Origin of the sequence: Nitratireductor sp. PBL-C9, from assembly GCF_050877045.1 — a bacterium.
GTDB classification, from domain to species: Bacteria; Pseudomonadota; Alphaproteobacteria; order Rhizobiales; family Rhizobiaceae; genus Nitratireductor; species Nitratireductor aquimarinus.
Window position 1 is genome coordinate 361,949 of record NZ_JBPAXW010000003.1, and the last position, 23,984, is coordinate 385,932.

The window sequence follows — 23,984 nt, forward strand, 5'->3', positions numbered from 1 at the left end:
TTTTCAGGGTCAATGACGAGACAGCCCGTCCGGTTCCAATCCTTCAGCGATTACCGGTCGCGCGAGGCTGCCTCCAGAAGCATGAAGACATAGTCGGAAAAGGAGCGCCAGCATTCCACACGGAAAGCGTCCCTCTCCGTGCGCCACAGAATGACCTCTGCCTTGCCGAACACCGTGCGTGAACATGCGCCAACGGGAAAGACGTCAAGCGAGAGATCCTGCGGGCAACCGGCATTGAGCACGGCCTCGACACGCGGGCCGGAGACAAGCACCGCCGTGTTGCGGTGCGAGACATCGACGGCGGAGTGGAACGCGCTGACAGAGGCGCAGTCCTCCATCAGGTCGCCGCCATTGTCATCGATCACCAGCCATTCGTCGGGACCGAGCCAAAGCGCTGCGCGTTTGCCGCCTGAAACCGACGCTTTGGGGCGCTGCGGCAGGTCGAGCCCGAGCGCCTTCGACAGCGGTTTTAGCGCCGTTTCGGGTGCGCGAAGCAAAAGCCGCGTGGCCGGCTCCGCACGCACCAGCGTGATGCCTTCATCATTGAGAAAGCGCCCTTCGAGCGCGCCTGTGCGGGCGATTGTGTCAGCCATTGGTGCGCGCTCCCTGCTCGTCAAAGAAAACCGTGGAGGTGACTTCCACCGCGATCGCGCCATCGGGCATCGGCACATAGAGGGTTTCGCCCATGCGTTCATGTCCGCCTGCCACCAGCGCCAGCGCGATGGAATGGCCGCAATTCTCCGACCAGTAGGAGGAGGTGACATGGCCGAGCATGGGCACGGGAACCGGGGCGTCCGGATCGGCGACGATCTGCGCACCCTCTTCCAGAACGGTTTTCGGGTCGCGCGTCCTGAGGCCCACGAGCTGTTTGCGGCCGGGAGCCACGAGATCCGGCCGGGCAAGGCCGCGCATGCCGACGAAATCCGTCTTCTTCTTGCCAATGGCCCATGAAAGCCCCGCATCGTGGGGCGTTACGGTGCCATCGGTCTCCTGCCCGACAATGATGAAGCCTTTTTCGGCGCGCAGCACATGCATGGTTTCGGTGCCGTAGGCGCAGGCCCCCTGCTTTTCGCCTTCCGCCCAGACGGCCTCCCACACGGCGCGGCCATAGTCGGCCGGGACGTTGATCTCGAAACCGCGCTCGCCGGTGAACGACATGCGGAAAAGCCTCGTGGGAACGCCGCAGATCATCCCCTCGCGCACCGACATGTGCGGCATCGCATCGTCGGAGAGGTCGATGCCTTCCACCAGCGGAGCGATGATGTCGCGGCTTTTCGGCCCCTGAACGGCGATCACCGCCCATTGCTCCGAGGTGGAGGTCAGATAGACCTTCAGATCCGGGAACTCGGTCTGGAGATAGTCTTCCATGTGGTTGAGCACGCGCGGCGCGCCGCCGGTCGTGGTGGTCACGTGGAAGCGGTCTTCGGCGAGCCGTCCCACCACGCCGTCATCATAGATGAACCCGTCCTCGCGCAGCATGACGCCATAGCGGCAGCGCCCGACGCCGAGCTTCTGCCACGGGTTGGTGTACATCAGCTCCATGAAGCGCGCGGCATCCGGCCCGACGACCTCGATCTTGCCAAGCGTGGTGGCGTCGAAAATGCCCGCACTCTGGCGCACCGTGCGGCACTCGCGGGCAACCGCTGCATGCATGTCTTCACCGGCTTGCGGAAAATACCATGCGCGTTTCCACTGGCCGACATCCTCGAACACGGCCCCGTGCGCCTCCGCCCAGTCATGCATGGGCGTGCGCCGCACCGGCTCGAACAGACGGCCCTTGCCGTGCCCCACAAGCGCACCGAAGGTGACGGGCGTGTAGGGCGCGCGGAACGTGGTGAGCCCCACTTCGGGGATCGGCCGGTCCAGCATCTCGGCGGCGATGGCGAGCCCGTGCATGTTGGACGTCTTGCCCTGATCGGTCGCCATGCCGGTGGTGGTGAAACGCTTGACGTGCTCGATGGAGCGCATGCCCTCGCGCACCGCCTGGCGGATGTCCTTCGCGGTCACATCGTTCTGGAAATCGACAAAAGCCTTGGCCGTGCTTTCGGCTCCGGCCCCCTCGCCCGCACCCAGCATGCCGCCGGACCAGCGCTCGGTGCTGTCGGCGGCAAGTTTTGGCAGCTTGCGGGCCGCCCCGCCGGCGGCCTCATGCCCGGCCTTCAGGGCCTCGGCGACGGTTTCGCCAAGATCGATGCTGCCCGCACACGCGCCGACCGAGACCAGTTCCTGCACGGCATTGCCCGGCAGGAAACGCTGTGTTTCCGCATCGAAGGCCAGCTTGCCGCGCGACTGCGAGAAGAGGTGGACGGCCGGCGTCCAGCCAGACGAGGTCAGAAGCGCATCGCAGGCGATCGTGCGCTCCGCGCCGCCGGAAACCGGTCGTACCTTTATGGATGAAACCCTGAGCCGCCCGCCCGTGCCGGTGACGGCATGCCCCGTCAGGCACTCGATGCCAAGCCGGCGGGCCTCTTCCACATGCGGCCCCTGCGGATCGGGCCGGCAGTCGACGATGGCGGCAATGCTCACGCCGGAACGCTTCAGGTCCAGAGCAGCCTGCCAGGCACTGTCCCCGGCCGTGTAGATCGCCACATTGCGCCCCACCGTGACGCCGAAATGGTTCAGATAGGTGCGGGCGGCGGACGCCAGCATGATGCCCGGCCTGTCATTGTCGGGAAACACCATGTGCCGCTCGATGGCACCGGTGGCGAGCACGACCCGCTTCGCCCGCACCTGCCAGAGCCGTTCGCGCGGCTGATCGGTGGCCGGGCTGACCAGATGATCGGTCAGCCGCTCGACGAGCCCCACCATGTTCTGCGCGTAATAGCCGAAACCCGTGGTGCGGGTGAGAAGCCGGACATTGTCGCGCGCGGCGAGATCCGCCGTCACGGCCTGCGCCCAGTTCCAGCCGGGCATGCCGTCGATCATCGCGCCGGTCTCATAGCGCAGAGCACCGCCCGTTTCCGCCTGTTCGTCGGCCAGAATGACGCGCGCACCGGCATTGGCGGCAGCAAGCGCTGCCGAAAGCCCGGCAGCCCCACCGCCGATGACAAGAACGTCGCAATGGGCGAAACGGTTTGCATAACAATCCGGATCGGGCCGGTCGGGCGCTTCGCCAAGACCGGCGGCGCGCCGGATGAAGGGTTCATACACCCGCTCCCAGGCAGCCTTCGGCCACATGAAGGTCTTGTAGTAGAACCCGGCGGAGAAGAAGGGCGACGCCAGATCGTTGAGCGCACCGACATCGAAGGAGAGCGAGGGCCAGCGGTTCTGTGACACCGCGTTGAGCCCCTCATGGATTTCCTGAACCGTGGCCCGCACATTGGGCGCCCTGCGTGCTGCATCACGGTGAACGCCGACCAGCGCATTGGGTTCTTCCGCACCGGCGGAGACCATGCCGCGCGGGCGATGATATTTGAAGGAGCGACCGACAAGATGCACGCCATTGGCAAGCAGGGCCGATGCAAGCGTGTCGCCATGCAGCCCCTCGAAGGACTTGCCATCGAAGGTGAAACGAACGGGATCGGCCTTGCCGAGCCGGCCAGCGGTGGCGATGCGGAAAGGCTGGGTCATCACTTGCCCTCCCCGCCGATACCGGGCTTAGGCTCGCCTGCCTTATAAGTCGTCAGGAACCGGTCCGATACGGTGTCGCGCGCGGCGTTGAAGAACCGGGCGCAGCCATGGATGTGCCGCCAGCGTTCATAGACGATGCCCTTGGGGTTTGAGCGAATGAAGAAGAACCGCTCGAAATCTTCGTCAGACATTTCGGCCATGTTTTCTGGACGGGCGATATGCGCCTCGCCGGCATGGCGGAACTCCAGTTCCGGCCGGTCTTCCTGGCAATAGGGGCAGTGAATGAGAAGCATGTGATCCCCTTGTTTAGAGCGCCGGACGTCCATTCGGACGCACAAAGGTCGCTCTGACCTGTTGAACCTGCGCATCGTGCCTTCCGAAGATCGTTTCCGATTTTCGGGCCGATGCGCTAGTGCGCCACGGCGGCAGCAGCCGCCTCATCGATGAGCCGGCCCTTGCGGAACCGCTCCAGTGTGAAGGGCGCGTTGACCGGATGCGGCTCGTCGCGCGCGACGGTGTGGGCAAAGACATGCGCCGAGCCCGGCGTCGCCTTGAAGCCACCCGTGCCCCAGCCGCAATTCACATAGAGCCCGCTGACCGGCGTTTTTGCGAGAATGGGCGAACGGTCGGGCGTGACATCGACAATGCCGCCCCAGGACCGCAGCATCTTCATGCGGGTGAAGATCGGGAACATCTCGCAGATGGCGTCGAGCGTGTGCTGAATGATGTGCAGCCCGCCGGTCTGTGAGTAGGAGGTGTATTGATCGGTGCCCGCCCCGATGACCAGTTCGCCCTTGTCGGACTGGGAGATATAGGCGTGGACCGTGTTGGACATGACCACGCAGGGGAAGACCGGCTTGACCGGCTCCGACACCAGCGCCTGAAGCGGGTAGGATTCCAGCGGCACCTGAACGCCCGCCATCTGCATCAGCACCGAGGAATGACCGGCGGCGACGACGCCCACCTTCTTCGCGCCGATGGTTCCACGCGTGGTCTCCACGCCGGTGACGGCCCCGTCTGGCCCGCGATTGATGCCGGTGACCTCGCAGTTCTGGATGATGTCGACGCCGCGCGCGGCGGCTGCCCGCGCATAGCCCCAGGCAACCGCATCATGGCGGGCCGTGCCGCCGCGCCGCTGCAGCGCTGCACCCATGACCGGATAGCGCGCCTCACGCGAAATATTCAGCGGCGGGCAATAGGCCTTCGCCTCTTCAGGCGTCAGCCACTCATTGTCCACGCCGTTCAGCCGGTTGGCGTGGATATGGCGCTTGAACACCTGCACATCGTGCACATTGTGCGCCAGCATCATCACGCCGCGCGGCGAATACATGACGTTGTAGTTCAGATCCTGCGAAAGCCCGTCCCAGAGCTTCACGGAATGATCGTAGATGCCCGCGCTTTCGTCATAGAGATAATTGGAGCGGATGATGGTGGTGTTGCGGCCCGTGTTGCCGCCGCCGAGCCAGCCCTTTTCCAGCACGGCGACATTGGTGATGCCGTGCTCCTTTGCGAGATAATAGGCTGTTCCGAGCCCATGGCCGCCGGCTCCGACAATGATGACGTCGTAGTTCTTCTTCGGTTCGGGAGAGGACCACTGTTCCGGCCAGCCCTTGTGGCCACGCATGGCCTCGCGGGCGATGGCGAAGACGGAATATTTGCGCATGGGCCTCTCCGCAATGCAGGCAGCGCGCCGCAGCCGGGCGCGTTCAGACACAGCCTAGCAGTAACGAAATCCCGCGCAATGGCTTGCGCTGATTGCGACGGCGCTTGCCGTTTTGCGTCAAATTTTGCGCCGAAGAAGACCCGTTATCATGCGGTCAGATACTGGCCCTCTGCCTGCCGGCGAACACGCTTCGCCAGCAGACAGCCATAGGCCAGGAAAAGAAGCGAGATATAGAGCTCGCGCACCTCGGAGAGCTCATATCCATCCACCATGTCGACGCCGCGAATGATGAACACCAGCTTGGAGAACACATAAATGGCGGCAAGGGCGATGGCGGCAAGGCGCAGCTCGGAGGAGTTGAACTGGCGCACGATGTCGAGACAGATCAGCAGCCCGAGGAAGAACCAGACCTGATAGGGCACGATGTTCCAGGATTCAAACATCAGCGACGCCACGGGCAGCCCGAAAAGCGCGAAGATGCGCGGCGGGATATAGGGCTCCACCTGACCGAAGAGACCGCCCGCACCACGCGGCCAGCACCAGGGCAGGACCACGAAGCAGAAGATCGCGCTCGTGTAGTAGATGGCCTCGAACTGGTAGGTGTAGAAATTGTGGATGTTGGTTTCATTCTGGATGTTCTTGCTGAAGAGATCGGGCGTGGCCCAGCCGAGCCAATGCTGCCCCCAGGACATCTCCTCCATCAGAATGAGAAATACCACGCCGGCCATGCCGGCCAGCACGAGACATGGCGGAAAAACGCCGAGAAGGCGCGCGCCGCGCAGGCTGCGCGACCGCCAGGCCGCAACGAGGAAGCTGATGACTGCGGCAATGAGCAGAACCTCGGTCGCCATGCCCAGCGGCTGCATCTCGCGCACAAAATCATTCAACGAGGTGGGAACGAAATGAACGGCGGCGGCGACCGCCAGAAGGAACCCACCAGCGACACCAATGCCCCAGAACGCCTGCGCCCGCTCGCCCCGAACCACCTCCAGGGTGCGCATGACAGGCTTCAACGCGATGAAAAGAAAAAGTGCAGCCAGAAAGGAAATGCCAATCCGGGCGCGACCGAAGGGCGTGAAATCCGGATCCCCCTTGCGCAGCAGGCCATATCCATGGATGAGTTCGCCATAGACGGCCGAGCCAACAACCAATGCGAAAGCGGCCATGCCGAAACCGAGCCTCATCACGCTGGTTTTTAAGCCAGTGCCGGCCCGCCCATACTTCTCCGACATGTCGATATACTCCAATATACAAGACACGCCTGTGTAGTGCTCTTTCCTTTTCTCTACGTTAACGGGAACTGCCAGTTGAGCGCTTCCGGAAAAAATGCGAAAGAAAGCGCTCGACAGAAATATACCGTTCTGGTATGAGCCAGCGCTATTCGTGGCAGAATATGGCTGCGGAAACCTCTGCCCATGGGCGGAGGAAACCAGAATTCACTTTTGAAAATTAGAAGACCAACGTTCTGACAGGAAACCCACGTGCAGGTACTCGTCCGCGACAACAATGTTGATCAGGCGCTTCGCGCGCTGAAGAAGAAAATGCAGCGCGAAGGCATCTTCCGCGAGATGAAGATGCGTGGGCATTACGAAAAGCCGTCGGAAAAGCGCGCCCGCGAAAAGGCTGAAGCCGTTCGCCGCGCCCGCAAGCTGGCCCGCAAGCGCGCCCAGCGCGAAGGTCTGGTCGGCGGTCGTCCGGGCGCACGCTAACAGCGCCCATCTTTCGACGATTTCTGTCTGTATCGAACGCGGTTCGACCCTGTGGTCGCGCCGCGTTTTTGCTTACATATATCTCTGCACGAGGATGGGAGTTCTGCATGAGGACGGCAATGGCTTGGTTTGACACTTCGGTTATGGCATTAAAAGCCATGACTTTTTTCCCAGCGCCTTCGCCCAGCCCCCAGAGCCCTCGTGACATGAGCCCCCGTAACATGAGCCCCCCTGACATGAGGCCCAGCCGCATGCGTTCCCGCCCCCTCAGCCATGGACTTGCCGGCCTCGCGCTGGCGGCCCTGTTACCGCTGGCCGCCTGCCAGTCCGGCTCCAATCCGGCGACGGACATCAGCCGTGTGGATACGGCTCAGGGTTCTGCGCAGAACATCGGGTCGCTCAGCTCGGTCATCGACCGCACACCCAACGAGCCCGAAGCCTACAATATGCGTGGCGCGGCTTACGGACGTGCAGGGCGCTATCAGGAGGCGCTGAAGGATTTCGACAAGGCGATCTCGCTTAATCCGCGCTCGCCAAACGCCTATGCCAATCGCGCGCTGATCCACCGCTATATGGGCAACGACCAGCAGGCGCTGGCGGACTATAATCAGGCGATCTCGCTCGATCCCAATTACGACACCGCCTATATCGGCCGCGCGGAAATCTATCGCCTGGCCGGCCGCAGCACGGATGCGCTGGCGGATCTGGAGCGTGCGATCCAGCTCGATACGACGGACCCGCGCGCCTATTACCGTCGCGGCCTTCTCTATCAGGCTACGGGCCAGCATCCGTTCGCCATCGAGGATTTCGCCAAGGCGATCTCGCTCGCGCCCGATCAGCCCTATGGCTATAACGGCCGCGGCCTCTCCTATCTCGCCCAGGGCGACGACGAGAACGCATTCTCCGACTTCAACACGGCCATCCGGCTCGACAAGGACGTGGCGGAGAGCTGGGCAAACCAGGCGCTTGTCTACGAGAAACGCGGCGACAGGGCGAAGGCTGCCAAGTCCTATTCGCGCGCCCTTCAGCTCGATCCGGACTACATTCCCGCACGCGATGGTCTGGCGCGCACCCGCGCCTGATTCTCACCCACTCGCAGACTGCTGATCTTCTTTCAACGGCCCGCCATCGCGCGGGCCGTTGACGTATGGTCACCAAATTTAATCTGGAACCTTCTCTTTCGTGACGGGTTGTGAGGCCGGACGAAAAAGGAGTTCCAGTGATGAAAAAAGCAATCATTCTCGCTTCCGCCCTGACCGCCGCAGCCGCAGCGCCTGCCTTTGCGCAGGAGCGCGTCGAAGTCGGCGTTCTGGACTGCGTGATCGAAGGCGGCGCGGGCGTTGTGATCGCCTCTTCCCAGGAACTGGCCTGCACCTTCGAGCCCGCCGGTGACGAGCGCCCGCCGGAGACCTATGTGGGCGTGGTGAACAAGTTCGGCATTGATGTGGGCGTGAAGGACGCCACGCAGATGCAGTGGCTGGTTCTGGCCCCGACGGCGGACGCCTATGCGCCGGGCGCGCTTGAGGGCGACTATGCCGGCGTGAGCGCGGAGATCGCAGCGGGCCTGGGTGCGGGTGCAAACATCCTTGTCACCAAGGAGAGCGAGAGCCTGATGCTGCAGCCGGTGAGCCTTGAGGGCAAGACCGGGCTCAACGTCGCCCTTGGCGTCAGCGAGTTCCAGCTGCGTTCGACCTCTGCTGCCGAGTGAGACCTCCCTGCCCCACCCGGCACCAATAAAAAAAGCCCGGCTTCAAGCCGGGCTTTCTTTTGTCCAGAGCGCCTCCGCTGTTCGTTGAATCGCGGAAGCGCTCTCATTCACTGTCTTTGCGCAATTCCGGGTGGGAAACCGGTTCCCACTTTTCCTGGAACTGCTCTAGTGATCCATCGCCTTGACGATGTCTTCGGTCATCTTCTTGGCGTCGCCCAGAAGCATCATCGTGCCGTCCTTGTAGAACAGCGTGTTGTCGATGCCGGCATAGCCGGAGCCGAGCGAACGCTTGACGAAGAGACAGGTGCGCGCCTTGTCCACATCGAGGATCGGCATGCCGTAGATCGGCGAGGTCTTGTCGTCACGCGCGGCCGGGTTGGTCACGTCGTTCGCGCCGATGACATAGGCAACGTCTGCCTGAGCGAACTCGGAGTTGATGTCTTCGAGCTCGAACACCTCGTCATAAGGCACCTGGGCCTCTGCGAGCAGAACGTTCATGTGACCGGGCATGCGGCCTGCAACCGGGTGAATGGCGTATTTCACCTCGACACCGGCTTCCTTCAGCTTGTCGGCCAGCTCACGCAGCGCATGCTGCGCCTGGGCGACGGCCATGCCGTAACCGGGCACGATGATGACCTTCTGCGCATTGGCCATCAGGTAGGCGGCATCGTCTGCCGAACCCTGCTTGACCGTGCGCTCGATGCCATCGTCTGCAGCCGCTGCCGTCTCGCCGCCGAAGCCGCCGAGAATGACCGAGATGAAGGAGCGGTTCATGCCCTTGCACATGATGTAGGACAGGATCGCGCCGGAAGAGCCAACCAGCGCGCCGGTGATGATGAGCGCGAGGTTGCCGAGCGTGAAGCCGATGCCGGCTGCGGCCCAACCCGAATAGGAGTTGAGCATGGACACGACGACCGGCATGTCTGCGCCGCCGATCGGGATGATGATGAGCACACCGAGCACGAGCGAGGCGATCACGATCAGCCAGAAGATCGAGGTGCTCTGCGTGGTGACGAGCAGCACGATCAGAACGACCAGCGCGATTGCCAGACCTGCATTCACCACATGGCGCATGGGCAGGAGGATCGGCTTGCCGGACATGCGGCCATCGAGCTTCAGGAAGGCGATGATGGAGCCGGTGAAGGTGATCGCGCCAATGGCAACGCCCAGCGACATCTCGACCAGCGCCTGCGCGTGGATCGCGCCCAGCGTGCCGATGCCGAAGCTTTCCGGCGCATAGAGCGCCGCGGCGGCAACCATCACGGCGGCCAGACCGACCAGCGAGTGGAAGGCGGCCACGAGCTGCGGCATCGCGGTCATGGCGATGCGCTTTGCAATCACCGCGCCGATGCCGCCGCCGATGGCGAGGCCGAGCACGATGAGCACGAACCCGCCGAAGGAGGGCGTTGCGTAGAGCAGCGTGGTGCCGATGGCGATGGCCATGCCGACCATGCCGTAGACATTGCCCTGACGGCTGGTGGTGGGATGCGACAGGCCCCTCAGCGCGAGGATGAAGAGAATGCCGGAAACGAGGTAGAGGAAGGATGCAAGATTGGCGCTCACGTCACTTGTCCTTCTTCTTGTACATGGCCAGCATGCGGCTGGTCACGAGGAAGCCGCCAAAGATGTTCACCGACGCCAGGATGAGCGCGATGAAACCAAAGCCCGTGGCAAGCCCGGAAGCGGAGATGCCCACGGCGAGCAGCGCGCCGACCACGATCACCGAGGAGATCGCGTTGGTGACCGACATCAGCGGCGTGTGCAGCGCCGGCGTCACCGACCAGACCACGTAATAGCCGACGAAAATCGCCAGCACGAAGATCGCGAAGCGGAAGACGAACGGGTCGATCGCCCCGCCGGATGCGGCATGCGCGAGTGCGCTGGCTGCATCGGCGACTTCGGCCGACTGCATGCTTTCAACGGCGGCGCGAACGCTCGCCCCGGCGCTGTCGAGCTGGTCGAGCGCCTTTTCTAGTGCGGTTGGTTCCATCAGGATTCTCCCCCCGATTTGGCTGCGGCAGGCTTGTCGGCAGCGCTGGACGCGCCAGCAGGCTTTGCTGCCGTTTTCTGGGCCGCTGTTTTCTTCGTCGCCGCGCCTGCTGCAGCCTTGGCTGCGGGCTTGCGCGCAGGCGCCTTGCGGGCCGGGGCCTTCCTGGGCGCGGCCGCCTTGGCCACCGGCTTCACGGTGTCGACGAAATTGGGATGAACCACCTTGCCGTCATGGGTGAGCATGGTGGCCTTCACCAGCTCGTCTTCCATGTCGACGGCGAGTTCCTTCTTCTCCTTGTCGACCATGGTCTCAAGGAAGGTGTAGAGGTTCTTCGCGTAGAGCAGCGAGGCGGAAGCGGCCACACGGCCCGGCACGTTGAGGTGGCCGACGATCTTCACGCCATTGGCCGTGGTGACGACCTCACCCGCCTTCGCGCCTTCCACATTGCCGCCACGCTCGACCGCCAGATCGACGATGATGGAGCCCGGCTTCATGGACTTGACCATGTCGGTGCTGACGAGGCGCGGCGCGGGCCGGCCCGGAATGAGCGCCGTGGTGATGACGATGTCCTGCTTGGCGATGTGCTCGGCGACGAGTTCGGCCTGGGCCTTCTTCTCTTCATCCGTCAGCTCGCGGGCATAACCGCCATCGCCGGAAGCATCCTTCAGCGCCTCGGTCATGATGAACTTCGCGCCGAGCGACTGGACCTGCTCGCCCGCAGCCGCACGAACGTCGGTGGCGGTGACGACAGCGCCCAGACGGCGCGCGGTTGCGATCGCCTGAAGGCCGGCAACACCAGCACCCATGACGAACACCTTGGCCGCCGGAACGGTGCCGGCGGCGGTCATCATCATCGGCAGCGCGCGATCATACTCGGCGGCTGCGTCGATCACCGCGCGGTAACCGGCAAGGTTGGCCTGCGAGGACAGGACGTCCATGGACTGGGCGCGCGTGATGCGCGGCATGAACTCCATGGCAAAGGCGGTGACGCCCGCAGCCGCCATGGCCGCAACGTCGCCCTCATTGCCGTAAGGATCCATGCTGGCGAGAACCAGCGCGCCTTTTTTGTAGGTTTTGACTTCGGCCGGCGTCGGACGCCGCAGCTTCAGAACGACATCGGCTTTCGAGGCATCGGATGCCTTGCCGATTTTCGCTCCGGCTTTTTCAAATTCACTATCGACAATACGCGACTGCTCGCCTGCGTTCTTCTCGACGACAATGTCGAAACCCAGTCCAGCAAGCCGTTTGACCGTTTCGGGAGAGATCGCAACGCGACCTTCCGTAACGTCAACTTCTTTAGGCACAAATATGCTTTGTCCCACCGTCATATCCTTTCGGTTGGACCGTCCTCCCGGTCACGGAGCTGCGGCGGCAGCCCCGTTTGTTGTAGCGGATGACTGCTTCAGGGCAGCAGCCAGACACCCAGCGCAGTGATGAGGATGAAGAGAACGGTGCTGGAGAAAAAGCCAGCAGGGGTGAAGAAACCAAAAGCCATGGCCACCAGAATGGCGACGATCACCAGGCTTGAATATTTGATGACGGCCAGGAAGAGATTGTAGGTCTTCTCGTGCTCGGCGTAGTCCATTTCTGCGCCCGTTTCGGCCGGTCCGGCCGGCATATTCTCTGCCATCACAAAAACCCCATCGGAATAGAATTGGTCTTGGGAGATAGCGAAAAGATGGCGCAAGGGCAATGGGAGGATTGCCCGATAAACAGCCAGATGCGCTTTCAAACGGTTTGGGAGAACCGTTTTGGCCCAATCGGTACGCTTTTTGGAACAAATCGTCGGCACACCGCCGCAATGGAGGCGCGCAATCTCACTGCCAGATGAGAAAAGCCGGCCCGGGCATCAGGAAAGCCAGCGCTTGCGCCGCTTGTAGTGCTTCACATTGCGGAAGGAGCGCCGTCCCTCGCCGCCGACGCCAAGGTAGAACTCCTTCACGTCTTCGTTTTCGCGCAGGGCCCTGGCCTCGCCATCCAGCACCACGCGTCCCGATTCCAGAATGTAACCGTATTTTGCATAGCGCAGCGCCACATTGGTGTTCTGCTCGGCCAGCAGGAACGACACGCCCTGCTCTTCATTGAGCTGTTTGACGATCTCGAAAATCTCTTCGACCAGCTGCGGCGCGAGCCCCATGGAAGGCTCGTCAAGCAGGATCATCTTCGGGCGCGACATCAGCGCCCGGCCAATCGCCGTCATCTGTTGCTCGCCGCCCGATGTGTAACCGGCCTGCGAGTTGCGCCGCTCCCTGAGGCGCGGGAAATAAGTGTAGACGAGTTCGAGATCCTCGCGGATCGCGGCCTGCCCGTCGCGACGGGTGAAAGCGCCCGTCAGGAGATTGTCCTCGACCGAGAGATGGCCGAAACAGTGCCGCCCTTCCATGACCTGAATGCAGCCCCGGCGCACCAGATCGTTGGGCGAGAGGTTCTGCACCTCATCGCCACCGAACAGGATGGACCCCTTGGTCACCTCGCCACGCTCTGCGTGAAGCAGGTTGGAGATCGCCTTCAGCGTCGTGGTCTTGCCGGCGCCATTGGCCCCCAGAAGGGCCGTGATGCCGCCGCGCGGCACCGAGAGCGAAACGCCCTTCAAAACCAGAATGACGTGATCGTAGATCACCTCGATATTGTTGACTTCAAGGATCTGCTCTGCGGCTTCTGCCGGTGATGCTGGCGCTGTGGTCGTCATGCTTGCATGTCCTGTTTGAGCGGATCGCCGCTCCCCGTCGGGGCATTGAAGGGGAGCGGCGGCAGAAGGTGCTACATCTTGCACTCTTCATTGACCGGCCAGGGCGCGTTCGCCTCGGCATACTCCTTGGCCTTTTCAAGCTCGAGCGGCTCGATCTCGGCGCGGTCGGGCGTCAGGAGGTCGGACGCCTTGACGAACTTTGCGCCGTCCCACTGCAGCATCCAGCCGCCGCCATGGCCCGTGTGGTTGGAGCAGGAGGTGCTGAAGGGCACGAGCATGCCATCCGCGCCCAGCTCTTTCAGGCGGGCTTCATCCAGATTGATGTTCTCCAGCCCCCAGCGCAGCTGCTCCGGGCTCGGCGTGCGAACGTCGAACTCTTCCTGAGCGGCCTTGATGCCTTCGACCAGGATCACGGAGATCATCAGACCGCGCTGATAGAACACGGAGTCGAACTCGCCCTCGGACTGGTTGATCTGCGACTTGCCGGCATCGACGACATATTTCTTGATGTCGGCCATCAGCGGGGCTTCGGAATTCGGCACACTCCACGAGATGGAGCGATAACCCTTTCCCTGTTCGCCAACCAGTTTCAGGTCGCCATCATGGCCGGACCACCAGACGCCAACGAACTGATCCATCGGATATTTCGTCTTCACGGCTTCGGTGATGGCGCCGGCGTTCATCGCGCCCCAGCCCCACATGACCACGAAATCCGGACGCTCACGGCGGATCTGCAGCCACTGCGCCGACTGGTTCTGCATCTCGGTCAGACCGACCGGGATCGGCACCAGTTCGAAGCCATGCTTCTCGGCCAGCACTTCAAGCAGCGGAATGGGCTCCTTGCCGAAGGGGTGATCGAGGTGCAGGAAGGCGATCTTCTTGTCCTTGAGACTGTCGAGATTGCCGTCGGAAATGTTCTTCAGGATCATCGACGCGCCATCCCAGTAGGACGATGGCGGGTTATAGGCCCACTGGAACACCTTGCCGTCGGCCATCGGCGAGAAGCCGTAGCCGGGAGCCAGAATCGGGATCTTGTCGACATTCGATTTCGGCAGAACCTGAAGCGTAATGCCCGTGGACCAGGGCTGCGTGACCACGGCCCGCGCCTTGGTCTTTTCGTAGCACTCGACGCCCTTTTCGGTGTTGTAGCCGGTCTCGCACTCGTCATAGTCGAGTTTGACGCCGTTCAGCCCGCCATCACGTTCGTTGAGCAGGGTGATGTAATCGCGCTGCCCGTTCATCAGCGGCGTGCCGGTGGCCGCAAACGGGCCTGTGCGGTAGGCCAGGTTCGGAATGTAGATGCTATCGTCCTGCGCCATGGCAGGCCCGGCAATGCCAACGCCCATCATGAGCGCCGACGACAGGATCGCAGTTTTGAGCATTCTCTTCATACTGTCTCCTCCACTTGTTCCGTTCTTCAAAAGGAAGGGGCGAACAATCCCCGTTTGATGCCCCCTGCCCGCCTAATGCGGGAAGGGCCAAAGAATGAACTTTTCGCGGATCATGGCCCAGAAACGCGCCAGACCGTGCGGTTCGATGATCAGGAAGGCGATGATGAGCGCGCCGATGATCATGATGTTCAGGTGCTCGACCATGGCGGAATCGACCGGGATGCCGAAGGCCCCCGGCACGCTGCTGATGATGACCGGCAGCGCCACGATCAGGATCGCCCCGAGGAAATTGCCGAGGATCGAGCCAAGCCCGCCAATGATGGCGATGAACAGCACACGGAACGAGAGCGGAATGTCGAACAGGTTCGCTTCCGCCGCGCCGCGCCACAGGAACACGAACAGCGCCCCGGCAATGCCCACCACATAGGACGACACGAAGAAGGCCATCAGCTTGGTGCGCATCAGGTTGATGCCCACGAGCTCGGCGGCGATGTCCATGTCGCGCACCGCCTTCCACATGCGCCCGATGCGGCCGCGCGTGATGTTGATGGCGAAGAAGGTGATCGCACAGACCACGCACAGAACGAAATAATACTGCGCCATGGCCGTGGCGCGCGGCCCCGCGACCGTGATGCCGAACAGATCGATATTGGGCACCTGGATCGCGCCGGAGGCGTTGTAATTGTAGAGCCAGGCCCATTTCTGGAACAGCCAGACGAGGAAGAACTGCGCCGCCAGCGTGGCGATGGCCAGATAGAAGCCCTTGATGCGCAGCGATGGCAGGCCGAACAGCACGCCAATGGCCGCCGAGAAGAAGCCCGACAGCGCGATCGCCACGACGATGTTCATCTCCGGAAAGATTGAGACGAGCTTGTAGCAGGCATAGGCGCCCACGCCCATGAATGCGCCGGTGCCGAGCGACAGCTGCCCCGCATAGCCGGTGAGGATGTTGAGGCCGAGGGCTGCCAGCGAATAGATGAGCACCGGGATCAGGAGTGCGCGAAAGGCGAACTCGCTTGCGGTGAACGGAAAGATGACGAAGGCGAAGATCAGGATGACGCCGAGCAGGATCGCATCCTGACGCACCGGAAACAGCGCGTGATCGGCTTCATAGCTGGTCTTGAACTGGCCTGCTGTGCGGTAAAACATGGATTACACCCGCTCGATGATTTTTTCGCCAAACAGCCCCTGCGGGCGGAAGAGAAGCACGAGCAGCGCCAGCATGTAGGCGAACCACGCTTCGGTGTTGCCGCCGAGCAGCGGCTGGCCCCAGTAGATCTCGAAGACCTTTTCCAGAATGCCGATGGCCAGCCCGCCGATGATCGCGCCCATCACGCTTTCCAGACCGCCCAGCATGAGCACCGGCAGCGCCTTGAAGGCGATGACCTCCAGCGCGAAGGACACACCGGCCCGCGCGCCCCAGACAATGCCGGTGGCGAGCGCGATGACACCGGCGATGAACCAGACGATCACCCAGATGGTGGAGAGCGAAATGCCGACGGACAGCGCGGCCTGATGGTCATCGCCAAGCGCGCGGATGGCCCGGCCGATCTTGGATTTGTTGAGGAAGACCAGAAGAGCTGCCACGAGAACCATGGCTCCGATGACCGCCGTGAGATCCTTTTCCTCGATGGAGACGAAGCCGCCAAACGGCTCGAACACGATGCTGCCGGTCGGGATGAAGAGCTGCTCGGTGATCATCACCTTGTTCTCGCCGCCGAAGATCAGTTCGCCGAAGCCGATCAGAAACAGGGTGATGCCGATGGTCGCCATGAACAGGATGATGTCGGGCTGGTTGACCAGCGGGCGCAGCACCACGCGCTCGATGGTCATCGCCAGGATCAGCATGACGACGAGCGTGAGCGGCAGCGCCAACAGGGCGGGAACGCCCTTTTCATAGAGGCCCACCAGCGTCAGCGCGGCGAACACCACCATGATGCCCTGCGCAAAATTGAAGATGCGCGAGGATTTGTAGATCAGCACGAAGCCGAGCGCGATCAGCGCGTAAAGCACCCCGCCGACGAGCCCTTCCCAGAGCACCTGAAGCAGGAAATCGGGAGCCGCAGCCATATCGGCGAAGGGCTGCACCAGAACATCGTTCAAGAATTCCATACGTTCCTCCCCTCGCCGCCTAGTGCGGGACGCCCAGATAGGCGTCGATCACGTTCTGATTGTTTTTCACCTCGTCAGGCGGGCCGTCGGCGATCTTCTTGCCGTAATCGAGCACCACCACGCGGTCGGACAGATCCATGACCACGCCCATATCGTGCTCGATCAGCGCAATCGTGGTGCCGCGCTGCTGGTTCACGTCGATGATGAACCGGCTCATGTCTTCCTTTTCCTCGAGGTTCATGCCCGCCATGGGCTCGTCGAGGAGAAGAAGGGTCGGCTCCATGGCGAGTGCGCGGCCGAGCTCGACGCGCTTTTGCAGGCCATAGGGCAATTTGCCCACCGGTGTGCGGCGAATGTGCTGGATCTCCAGAAAGTCGATGATTTCCTCGACCTTCTCGCGATGCTCGATCTCTTCGCGCAGCGCAGGCCCATGCCAGAGCATCTGCCAGCCAATGTTGCGCTTCATCCTGACCGAACGCCCGGCCATGATGTTGTCGAGCGTCGACATGCCCTTGAAGAGAGCCACGTTCTGGAATGTGCGGGCGATGCCTTGCCCCACCGCCTGATGCGGCTTCATGGAGCGGCGCTCCTTGCCACGAAAGATGATGGTGCCTTCCTGCGGCGTGTAGAAACCGTTGATGACGTTGAGCATCGAGGTCTTGCCGGCGCCATTGGGACCGATGATGGCGCGGATCTCGCCCTTCAGAACGTTCAGCGAAATGTCGGTGATCGCCTTCACGCCGCCGAAGGAAAGCGAGACGTTCTTCACGTCGAGAAGCACACCGCCCCTGGCAATGCCGTCATCGGGCGCAGTGAGCTCATTGGGATCGGGGCGCGGGTTCATTCGGCAGCCTCCCGGACATTTTCGGCCGGAACCTCATGGATCTCGGCATCGACGATCTTGACCGTCGCGCGGATGACGCCCTTGCGGCCATCCTCGTAAGTGACCTGGGTTTCCACGAACTTCTCCGTCGAGCCATCGTAGAGCGCCTCGATCAGCTCGCCGTAACGCTCGGCGATGAACTTGCGGCGCACTTTCTGGGTGCGGGTCAGCTCGCCGTCATCGGCATCCAGCTCCTTGTGCAGGACGAGGAAGCGCTTGACTTGCGAGGCCGCCATCAGGGGCTCGCGGGCGAGCCTGCGATTGGCCTCGTTCACATGCGCGGCGATGGTCTCATAGACGCGCGGATGCCCGGCCAGTTCCTGATAGGACGCGTAGGCGATGTTGTTGCGTTCGGCCCAGTTGCCGACCGCCTGCAGGTCAATGTTGATGAAGGCCGCGCAGAATTCGCGCCCATGGCCGAACGCCACCGCTTCCTGAATGTCGGGGAAGAATTTTAGCGTGTTCTCGATGTATTTCGGCGCAAACAGCGCGCCCGAGGCGAGCTTGCCGACATCCTTGGCCCGGTCGATGATCTTGAGCTGACCGTCGGTGTCGAAGAAGCCGGCATCGCCGGTGTGCACCCAGCCATCCTCGGTCTTGGTTTCGCGGGTTGCCTCGTCGTTTTTGTAGTAGCCGACGAAAACGCCCGGCGAGCGATACATCACCTCGCCGCTCTCGGCGATGCGGATTTCCACCTCGGGCGATGGCAGCCCCACCGTGTCAGGACGGATCTTTCCGTCTTCCTGCGCGGTGATGTAGACGGTGGCTTCCGTCTGGCCGTAGAGCTGTTTCAGGTTCAGCCCGAGCGAGCGGTAGAAGGAGAAAAGCTCCGGACCGATGGCCTCACCGGCCGTATAGCCGACCCGCATGTTCGAAAAGCCCATGCGGTTTTTCAGCGGGCCATAGACCATGAATTCGCCGAGCCGGTATTTCAGCCGGTCCAAGAACCCGACCTGCTCACCATTCAGAATGCGCTCACCGACCTTAGCGGCATGGGCGAGGAAATAGTCGAACATGCCCTTTTTGAGCTTTCCGGCATCTTCCATCCGCACCATGATCGAGGTCAGCATGGCCTCGAAGACGCGCGGCGGCGCGAAGAAATAGGTCGGCGCGATCTCGCGTCGGTCCTCGTTCACCGTTTCCGGGCTTTCGGGACAGGCAACGCAGAAGCCCGCCGTATAAGACTGGGCGTAGGAGAACAGGTGATCGCCCACCCATGCCAGCGGCAGATAGGCGATGATCGTCTCGTTCTCGGTCAGATTGTCGAAGGCGTTGCCGTTGATGGCCGAGCGCACGAAATTGTCGTTCGACAGCATCACGCCCTTGGGACGGCCGGTGGTGCCGGAGGTGTAGAGAATGACCGACAGGTCATCCCCGCGCCCCTTCCCGATCTCGGCCAGCCAGCCGGCATTTGCCTCTGGTTCCCCGGCGAAGCGGCGCATGCCCGTTTCGCGCACATCGTCATAGGCATGAAGATGGGTGTGGTCGTAATCCCTGAGGCCGCGCTCCTCGTCATAGACGATCTCGGTCAGCAGCGGCACCTCGTCCGAGATGGAGAGAACCTTGTCGACCTGCTCCTGATCCTCGACCACGGCGAAGGTGACCTCGGCATGGTTGAGCACATAGGCCATCTCTTCCGCCACGGAATCGGCATAGACCGGCACGGGAACCGCGCCCAGAGACTGGGCGGCGGCAAAGGTCCAGTAGAGCCTTGGCCGGTTGGAGCCGATGACGGCGATCTTGTCGCCGCGCTTCAGGCCGATTTTCTGAAGGCCGAGCGCGAAAGCCCGCACCTCCTCAAGCTGTTCTGCCCAGGTCCAGCTCTGCCAGATGCCATAGTCCTTGAAACGCATGGACGGCCGGTCGCGGAACCGCTCGGCGTTCAAGAGCAGATATTTGGCGAACGTATCCTTAGACGCGTCTGTATGCGCCAAGTCGCTTACCTCCCACTGTCAGCGGTAGATCCGCTGTTGTTCCGGTTCCTCCCCGAACCGGACTATTGATTGGGTTGAGGGTTCCACGAAACCCGCAGCCATTCAACACGCCCCTTGACAGACACCGCACCAGTTTGTCTTTATACTGGAGGAAGTCTATGCGCAGGCGGCAGTATTTCCGAAGCGCGAAAAGCATCTTTCAGACCAAAGTCTAAAGCTGATCTTGGAGCCGGACGGCGCGCGCCTTTGCGCCTGCCGAACAGGCCCGAACGTTGCTGCACATCGGCCGATCAGCGTCTTCCCGTCCGGCGCTTTCCCGTCAGGAATCGTAGCGGCTCAGCGCCTCGGCATCGACAACCGTGATGCGCCCGTGCTCGGCCTTGAGAAGCCCCTCGTCTTCCAGCTCGTGCAGGGCGCGATTGACCACCTGGCGCGAAACGCCGGCCAGAAGGCCAAGTTCCTCCTGGCTGATCTCGATGGCGTTGCCGGCACGCGGATAGAGCGTTCGATTGAAGAACCACGAAAGATTGCGCGCCACACGGGCGTTCGGCCCGAGAATACGGTCATATTCGATGGTGGCGATGAACTGGCCCATACGCTCGTTGAGCTGGCGCACGAGGAAGCGATTGAAGCCGGTGCTGTTTTCAAACAGCCACATGAAGGTCGGGCGCGACAGCATGGTGAGCCGCGTGTCGCGGATGGCGACCACGTCATACTGGCGCGGTTCGCCCTTGAGCACCGACCCTTCGCCGAACCAGCCGCCATCGGTCACGCCGGCAAAGGTCATTGCCTTGCCGGCAGCCGAAATCGCGCTGATCTTGATGAGCCCCTCGGCGACGCCGGTCCAGTGGTCCAGCCGGTCACCGCGGTGACAGATATAGCTTCCCTTGGAAAACAGGCGTTCCGTCAGGCCGCGCCGCGCACGCTCCAGCTCGTCGTCGCTCAGTTCGACAGACCAGATGGCATCCGCTGCAATGTCCTTTTTGATGCTCATGTCTTTTCGATAACCCGCCTGCCGGCGAGCGACAAGAAGCGATCCCGGCGAATGGCAAATAGATCAGGCAGCGTCGAGCAGATATTTCGCGGTCGGGAGAACGGTCAGCGGCGCCACTTGGCCGGGCGCCGGGCGCTCAAAAAGGAGCCGCTGTTCGGATTTCGTCGACAGGAAGAAGGGAAAACGCTCGACAATCGGGCCGAATTCCTTGGAACAGATGCCGCCAAAGAGCATCAGGGGGATGCTGATCGGCGGGTATGCGCGCTCCGGGCTCATCTGACGCGCGCCAAAGATGCGGCGGTAGAAAGCCGTGTGTTCCTGCCGGATCAGACAGGCGCAATAGGTTGAATGAAAATACTCATAGGCAGCAATGACCAGACGCAGCGACACATAGGGTAACGCCCGGTATTCGCGCGCGATGTCCGGATCGGCCGCAAGCATGCTCGGATTGATGCAGGTTTCGCCGTCATCGATATGCGGCAACATGATATCGCCAAACCCCTTGGTGACGGGGCCAAGCGGATTGTCATGGTCGATCTGGTGCAGACGCACCGTGCTGACCAGACGCTTGTCTATGTAAACCGCGAAATTATAGCAGTTGGGCAGATCGTCCAGATCATCCTTCACGATCTGCCGCTCCGATTCCGGCACGAAACCATGCGCATGATAGGAGCGATAGCGAAGGTGAAAGATCTCTTCCCGATCTTCGCTCGTATCGCAACGGCGATACTCCGTGCGCTCCAGAAGCGCCATCACGCCATCGATGAAGCTTGAGGATTTTCTTTCCGGTTCACGGGCGAAACGCTCCGCCCCCGGTTTTAGGCCGACCAGGCCGGTACTCGTGACCATTGCCGCATGCCCCACGTCGACTTTTACAACCTCTCGTACATTTCAAGCGTAAACCCCTCACGGTTTATGTAAAGCTGAAATTCGTACGAATTATATTTAGGTTTTATTAACCTTAACAAAAGGTTTTCGGTCAAACGCCATTGCAAAGCAAAGAATCACGCCTTGTCAGACAGATGCGCGGTTGGTGCCGGAAGGGGAATGGGCGGGGAAGGACTGCTTCACTTCCGCCATGGTCTCGATGCCGGAAGCCGTGAGCGCTGCGCCGAAGAGGAACCCCTGTAAAAGATCGGGTTTCACATGGCTTTCGAGCAGGCGGAGCTGGTCGAAACGCTCGACACCTTCGACGGTCACATCAAGGCCGAGCTTGCGCGACAGGTCCACAACGCCCTGAAGCAGGTGAAGCGAACGCTCGCCCTCCTTCAGATTGGCAACGAAGCTGCCGTCGATCTTGACCTTGTCGAGCGGTAAGGTGTGCAAATAGCTGAGTGAAGAATAGCCGGTGCCGAAATCATCAAGCGCAATCCGCACGCCAAGTTTCTTAAGCGTGTTGATGTAGCGCACCGTGGCTTCGGTGTCGTTCAGAAGCGCGGTCTCGGTCACCTCGATTTCGAGGCGCGCCGGATGCAGCCCTGCCCTCTCGAGCGCGCGCTCCACCTTGCCGATCACGTCACTGGAACGAAAATCCTTGGCCGACAGGTTGACCGAAACGCCCACATGTTCGGGCCATGTCACGCATTCCTTGCAGGCCGCTTCCAGCACGATGGTGCTGATTTCGGAGATCAGCCCCATTTCCTCGGCAAGCGGAATGAAGATGGCCGGCGACACGAGACCAAGATCCGGGTGGTCCCAGCGGCACAGCGCCTCGCAGCTTGCGATCCGCATCGTGTGGGCGTCCACGATCGGCTGGTAGACAACCCGCAGGCTGCGGGCCTCAATGGCGCTTCTGAGGTCGGCCTTCATCACCTGGCGGTTGCGGAAGGCGACATCCATTTCCGTCTCGAACAGGCTCCAGCCGTTCTTGCCGAGCTCCTTGGCCTTGTAGAGCGCAAGGTCGGCCTTGACGATCATGGAATCCACATCGCTGGAGCGAACAGGAACAACCACGGCGCCACCGCTCGACTGGATGCGCATCGCGTGGCCGGCAACATCCACTTCACCACTGAGCGACGAGAAGATCTGCTCGAACTGACGGGCGAACTCCGCCTCGTCTTCCACCTGATTGAAATAGAGCATGAACTCATCGCCGCCAAAGCGGCTGATGCGCACATTGGCGCTCTCAAAAGCGGAAAGCCGCTCCGCCATGGCGTAGATCAGCCCGTCGCCGACCGGATGACCCAGCGTGTCGTTCACCGTCTTGAAATCGTCGAGGTCGAGAACGGCCAGACCGCACAGGCGATCCTGATCGCCCGCAGCCATGGCCTCGGAAACCTTTTCATGGAAATAGGCCCGGTTGGGCAGGCTGGTGAGGCTGTCATACCGCGCCATGAAGCGGATCTTCTCTTCCGCCTCCACACGGCTTGTCACCTCTTCAAAGGTGAGCACACCGACCTCGTCATGGCCTTCGCGCGCGGCGAACTCGAAGTGGCGGCCATTGGTCATCCGCAGCAGGACCTTCCGGTTACGGCCCTCGCGCAGGGCCTTCGAAAGGTGCTCTTCTGCATAGTCGTAATCACGCTGGGACAGGAGACCGCTCGCCACGCCGCGCATCAGCAGCGATTTGAGCGTGCGGCCAAGCATCTGCTCCGGTGATTTGAAGCCCAGCATTTCGGCGGCCTGGGTGTTGCTGACCACCACCCGCTCCTCATTGTTGAGCATGAGAAGGCCGTGGTGCATGGTGTTCAGCGCCCGGTCGAAGCGCTGCGCCAGACGCGTGGAGCGCTTTTCCTCGCTGATCGCCGTGAACAGCACGGTGCGCACCAGATCCGCCATCTTGGTGACCACCAGCATGAAGGGCGCGATGAAAAGGCCAAGCGCGAAATGATAGAAATCGCCCTTCAGCATCAGGCCGAGCGCCATCGGGAAGACGATGGTGAGCGTCAGGATCGACACCATTTTGTGGGAGCCGTAATTGCGCCCGGCAATGGTGATTGTGCCGCTCAGAATGGCGGAAACGGCGGCGAGTTCACTGAAATTGTCGCTCGACCAGACGATTGCAAAGAAGCCGAACGCACCGACCACAAGGCCGTGCAGGCTGCCCCACCACAGATAGCGGTTTTCCCAGGCGAGCGCCGAGGGGTAATCAGAGATCAGATCGTGATCGACGCGCGTGATCTTGAAATAACGCCACAGGCCGGCGGCAAACATGGCCGGCCCGAAGAACAGATGCGCGGCCTGGCCGGTCTTATAGTAGAGAAGAAGCGCAATCAGGCCATAGCAAGCCGCGCCGACGGGCAGTACTCCGACGTCCTGAAACAACGAACGGATGTACCCAACGTAGACGTCTTCCGGTATGCTGTTCTTAGAGTTTTTCACTGCATGAGCCCGATTGACGG

General features: G+C 61.8%; 21 protein-coding genes. 3 read left to right on the forward strand and 18 right to left on the reverse strand.

The genetic code is table 11. The features are described from left to right. Positions 1-50: 50 nt before the first annotated feature. The 5 genes from ACRTG1_RS09245 to ACRTG1_RS09265 all read right to left on the reverse strand — a co-directional run bounded on the left by ACRTG1_RS09245 (position 51) and on the right by ACRTG1_RS09265 (position 6,465). The gene (locus ACRTG1_RS09245; RefSeq protein WP_432516134.1) at positions 51-593 is read right to left on the reverse strand and encodes a sarcosine oxidase subunit gamma; all 543 of its coding nucleotides are present in this window, start codon (positions 591-593) and stop codon (positions 51-53) included. Then, entirely contained in the window at positions 586-3,570 is a 2,985-nt protein-coding gene (locus ACRTG1_RS09250; RefSeq protein WP_432516135.1) for a sarcosine oxidase subunit alpha, read from the reverse strand. Before ACRTG1_RS09250 ends, ACRTG1_RS09245 begins: the two co-directional genes overlap by 8 nt. Then, positions 3,570-3,863: a sarcosine oxidase subunit delta gene (locus ACRTG1_RS09255; RefSeq protein ID WP_206553738.1), complete on the reverse strand. Its 294-nt coding sequence runs from the start codon at positions 3,861-3,863 to the stop codon at positions 3,570-3,572. Before ACRTG1_RS09255 ends, ACRTG1_RS09250 begins: the two co-directional genes overlap by 1 nt. Before the next feature lie 116 nt (positions 3,864-3,979). After that, positions 3,980-5,233, reverse strand: coding sequence for a sarcosine oxidase subunit beta (locus ACRTG1_RS09260; protein ID WP_299937858.1), 1,254 nt, complete (start codon positions 5,231-5,233; stop codon positions 3,980-3,982). 146 nt (positions 5,234-5,379) lie between these two features. Further along, positions 5,380-6,465, reverse strand: a complete 1,086-nt coding sequence (locus ACRTG1_RS09265; protein WP_432516136.1) for a hypothetical protein — start codon at positions 6,463-6,465, stop codon at positions 5,380-5,382. Between the two features lie 249 nt (positions 6,466-6,714). On the opposite strand from ACRTG1_RS09265, the gene rpsU reads away from it, so the two are divergent. The 3 genes from rpsU (at position 6,715) to ACRTG1_RS09280 (ending at position 8,650) form a co-directional block, all read left to right on the forward strand. Beyond that, positions 6,715-6,942: a 30S ribosomal protein S21 gene (gene rpsU / locus ACRTG1_RS09270; protein WP_007008828.1), complete on the forward strand. Its 228-nt coding sequence runs from the start codon at positions 6,715-6,717 to the stop codon at positions 6,940-6,942. A gap of 251 nt (positions 6,943-7,193) precedes the next feature. After that, positions 7,194-8,024, forward strand: coding sequence for a tetratricopeptide repeat protein (locus ACRTG1_RS09275; RefSeq protein ID WP_162742200.1), 831 nt, complete (start codon positions 7,194-7,196; stop codon positions 8,022-8,024). Positions 8,025-8,164: 140 nt separating this feature from the next. Then, a complete protein-coding gene (locus ACRTG1_RS09280; protein ID WP_113152966.1) occupies positions 8,165-8,650 on the forward strand; it encodes a DUF992 domain-containing protein in 486 nt (161 codons plus the stop codon). A 165-nt stretch (positions 8,651-8,815) separates the two neighbouring features. On the opposite strand, the gene ACRTG1_RS09285 is transcribed toward ACRTG1_RS09280, so the two are convergent. The 13 genes from ACRTG1_RS09285 to ACRTG1_RS09345 all read right to left on the reverse strand — a co-directional run bounded on the left by ACRTG1_RS09285 (position 8,816) and on the right by ACRTG1_RS09345 (position 23,964). Continuing rightward, positions 8,816-10,213 carry an NAD(P)(+) transhydrogenase (Re/Si-specific) subunit beta gene (locus tag ACRTG1_RS09285; protein WP_113152967.1) on the reverse strand — a complete coding sequence of 466 codons (1,398 nt, stop codon included), beginning with the start codon at positions 10,211-10,213 and terminating at the stop codon, positions 8,816-8,818. Between the two features lies 1 nt (position 10,214). After that, entirely contained in the window at positions 10,215-10,640 is a 426-nt protein-coding gene (locus tag ACRTG1_RS09290) for a proton-translocating transhydrogenase family protein (RefSeq protein ID WP_113152968.1), read from the reverse strand. After that, positions 10,640-11,962 carry a Re/Si-specific NAD(P)(+) transhydrogenase subunit alpha gene (locus ACRTG1_RS09295; RefSeq protein ID WP_317560531.1) on the reverse strand — a complete coding sequence of 441 codons (1,323 nt, stop codon included), beginning with the start codon at positions 11,960-11,962 and terminating at the stop codon, positions 10,640-10,642. The genes ACRTG1_RS09290 and ACRTG1_RS09295 overlap by 1 nt, the downstream gene beginning before the upstream one ends. Before the next feature lie 80 nt (positions 11,963-12,042). Then, a complete protein-coding gene (locus ACRTG1_RS09300) occupies positions 12,043-12,270 on the reverse strand; it encodes an aa3-type cytochrome c oxidase subunit IV (protein WP_113156012.1) in 228 nt (75 codons plus the stop codon). Positions 12,271-12,489: 219 nt separating this feature from the next. Beyond that, the gene (locus tag ACRTG1_RS09305) at positions 12,490-13,329 is read right to left on the reverse strand and encodes an ABC transporter ATP-binding protein (protein ID WP_113152969.1); all 840 of its coding nucleotides are present in this window, start codon (positions 13,327-13,329) and stop codon (positions 12,490-12,492) included. Positions 13,330-13,400: 71 nt separating this feature from the next. Beyond that, a complete protein-coding gene (locus ACRTG1_RS09310; protein WP_206547831.1) occupies positions 13,401-14,720 on the reverse strand; it encodes an ABC transporter substrate-binding protein in 1,320 nt (439 codons plus the stop codon). Positions 14,721-14,792: 72 nt separating this feature from the next. Beyond that, complete coding sequence (locus tag ACRTG1_RS09315; protein WP_113152971.1) at positions 14,793-15,869, reverse strand: branched-chain amino acid ABC transporter permease; 1,077 nt, start codon at positions 15,867-15,869, stop codon at positions 14,793-14,795. A gap of 3 nt (positions 15,870-15,872) precedes the next feature. Next, positions 15,873-16,832 carry a branched-chain amino acid ABC transporter permease gene (locus ACRTG1_RS09320; RefSeq protein ID WP_206544211.1) on the reverse strand — a complete coding sequence of 320 codons (960 nt, stop codon included), beginning with the start codon at positions 16,830-16,832 and terminating at the stop codon, positions 15,873-15,875. Positions 16,833-16,851: 19 nt separating this feature from the next. Next, positions 16,852-17,676 (reverse strand): ABC transporter ATP-binding protein, encoded by an 825-nt coding sequence (locus ACRTG1_RS09325; protein WP_113152973.1) that lies wholly within the window; start codon positions 17,674-17,676, stop codon positions 16,852-16,854. Further along, positions 17,673-19,649 carry an AMP-dependent synthetase/ligase gene (locus ACRTG1_RS09330; RefSeq protein ID WP_432516137.1) on the reverse strand — a complete coding sequence of 659 codons (1,977 nt, stop codon included), beginning with the start codon at positions 19,647-19,649 and terminating at the stop codon, positions 17,673-17,675. Before ACRTG1_RS09330 ends, ACRTG1_RS09325 begins: the two co-directional genes overlap by 4 nt. A gap of 319 nt (positions 19,650-19,968) precedes the next feature. Further along, on the reverse strand, positions 19,969-20,643 hold the full coding sequence (locus ACRTG1_RS09335) for a Crp/Fnr family transcriptional regulator (RefSeq protein ID WP_113152975.1): 675 nt from the start codon (positions 20,641-20,643) through the stop codon (positions 19,969-19,971). 63 nt (positions 20,644-20,706) lie between these two features. Continuing rightward, a complete protein-coding gene (locus ACRTG1_RS09340) occupies positions 20,707-21,492 on the reverse strand; it encodes an N-acyl amino acid synthase FeeM domain-containing protein (protein WP_206994776.1) in 786 nt (261 codons plus the stop codon). A 165-nt stretch (positions 21,493-21,657) separates the two neighbouring features. Further along, positions 21,658-23,964 carry a putative bifunctional diguanylate cyclase/phosphodiesterase gene (locus ACRTG1_RS09345; protein ID WP_206544214.1) on the reverse strand — a complete coding sequence of 769 codons (2,307 nt, stop codon included), beginning with the start codon at positions 23,962-23,964 and terminating at the stop codon, positions 21,658-21,660. Between the last annotated feature and the right edge of the window lie 20 nt (positions 23,965-23,984).

What these genes read in the sequence shown, in the direction of transcription:
- ACRTG1_RS09255 (WP_206553738.1), bottom strand. Translation starts at nt 3,863, where the DNA reads ATGCTTCTCATTCACTGCCCCTATTGCCAGGAAGACCGGCCGGAACTG.
- ACRTG1_RS09340 (WP_206994776.1), bottom strand. Translation starts at nt 21,492, where the DNA reads ATGGTCACGAGTACCGGCCTGGTCGGCCTAAAACCGGGGGCGGAGCGT.
- ACRTG1_RS09335 (WP_113152975.1), bottom strand. Translation starts at nt 20,643, where the DNA reads ATGAGCATCAAAAAGGACATTGCAGCGGATGCCATCTGGTCTGTCGAA.
- ACRTG1_RS09245 (WP_432516134.1), bottom strand. Translation starts at nt 593, where the DNA reads ATGGCTGACACAATCGCCCGCACAGGCGCGCTCGAAGGGCGCTTTCTC.
- ACRTG1_RS09310 (WP_206547831.1), bottom strand. Translation starts at nt 14,720, where the DNA reads ATGAAGAGAATGCTCAAAACTGCGATCCTGTCGTCGGCGCTCATGATG.
- ACRTG1_RS09300 (WP_113156012.1), bottom strand. Translation starts at nt 12,270, where the DNA reads ATGGCAGAGAATATGCCGGCCGGACCGGCCGAAACGGGCGCAGAAATG.
- ACRTG1_RS09325 (WP_113152973.1), bottom strand. Translation starts at nt 17,676, where the DNA reads ATGAACCCGCGCCCCGATCCCAATGAGCTCACTGCGCCCGATGACGGC.
- ACRTG1_RS09315 (WP_113152971.1), bottom strand. Translation starts at nt 15,869, where the DNA reads ATGTTTTACCGCACAGCAGGCCAGTTCAAGACCAGCTATGAAGCCGAT.
- ACRTG1_RS09260 (WP_299937858.1), bottom strand. Translation starts at nt 5,233, where the DNA reads ATGCGCAAATATTCCGTCTTCGCCATCGCCCGCGAGGCCATGCGTGGC.
- ACRTG1_RS09280 (WP_113152966.1), top strand. Translation starts at nt 8,165, where the DNA reads ATGAAAAAAGCAATCATTCTCGCTTCCGCCCTGACCGCCGCAGCCGCA.
- ACRTG1_RS09265 (WP_432516136.1), bottom strand. Translation starts at nt 6,465, where the DNA reads ATGTCGGAGAAGTATGGGCGGGCCGGCACTGGCTTAAAAACCAGCGTG.
- ACRTG1_RS09305 (WP_113152969.1), bottom strand. Translation starts at nt 13,329, where the DNA reads ATGACGACCACAGCGCCAGCATCACCGGCAGAAGCCGCAGAGCAGATC.
- ACRTG1_RS09275 (WP_162742200.1), top strand. Translation starts at nt 7,194, where the DNA reads ATGCGTTCCCGCCCCCTCAGCCATGGACTTGCCGGCCTCGCGCTGGCG.
- ACRTG1_RS09290 (WP_113152968.1), bottom strand. Translation starts at nt 10,640, where the DNA reads ATGGAACCAACCGCACTAGAAAAGGCGCTCGACCAGCTCGACAGCGCC.
- ACRTG1_RS09250 (WP_432516135.1), bottom strand. Translation starts at nt 3,570, where the DNA reads ATGACCCAGCCTTTCCGCATCGCCACCGCTGGCCGGCTCGGCAAGGCC.
- ACRTG1_RS09320 (WP_206544211.1), bottom strand. Translation starts at nt 16,832, where the DNA reads ATGGAATTCTTGAACGATGTTCTGGTGCAGCCCTTCGCCGATATGGCT.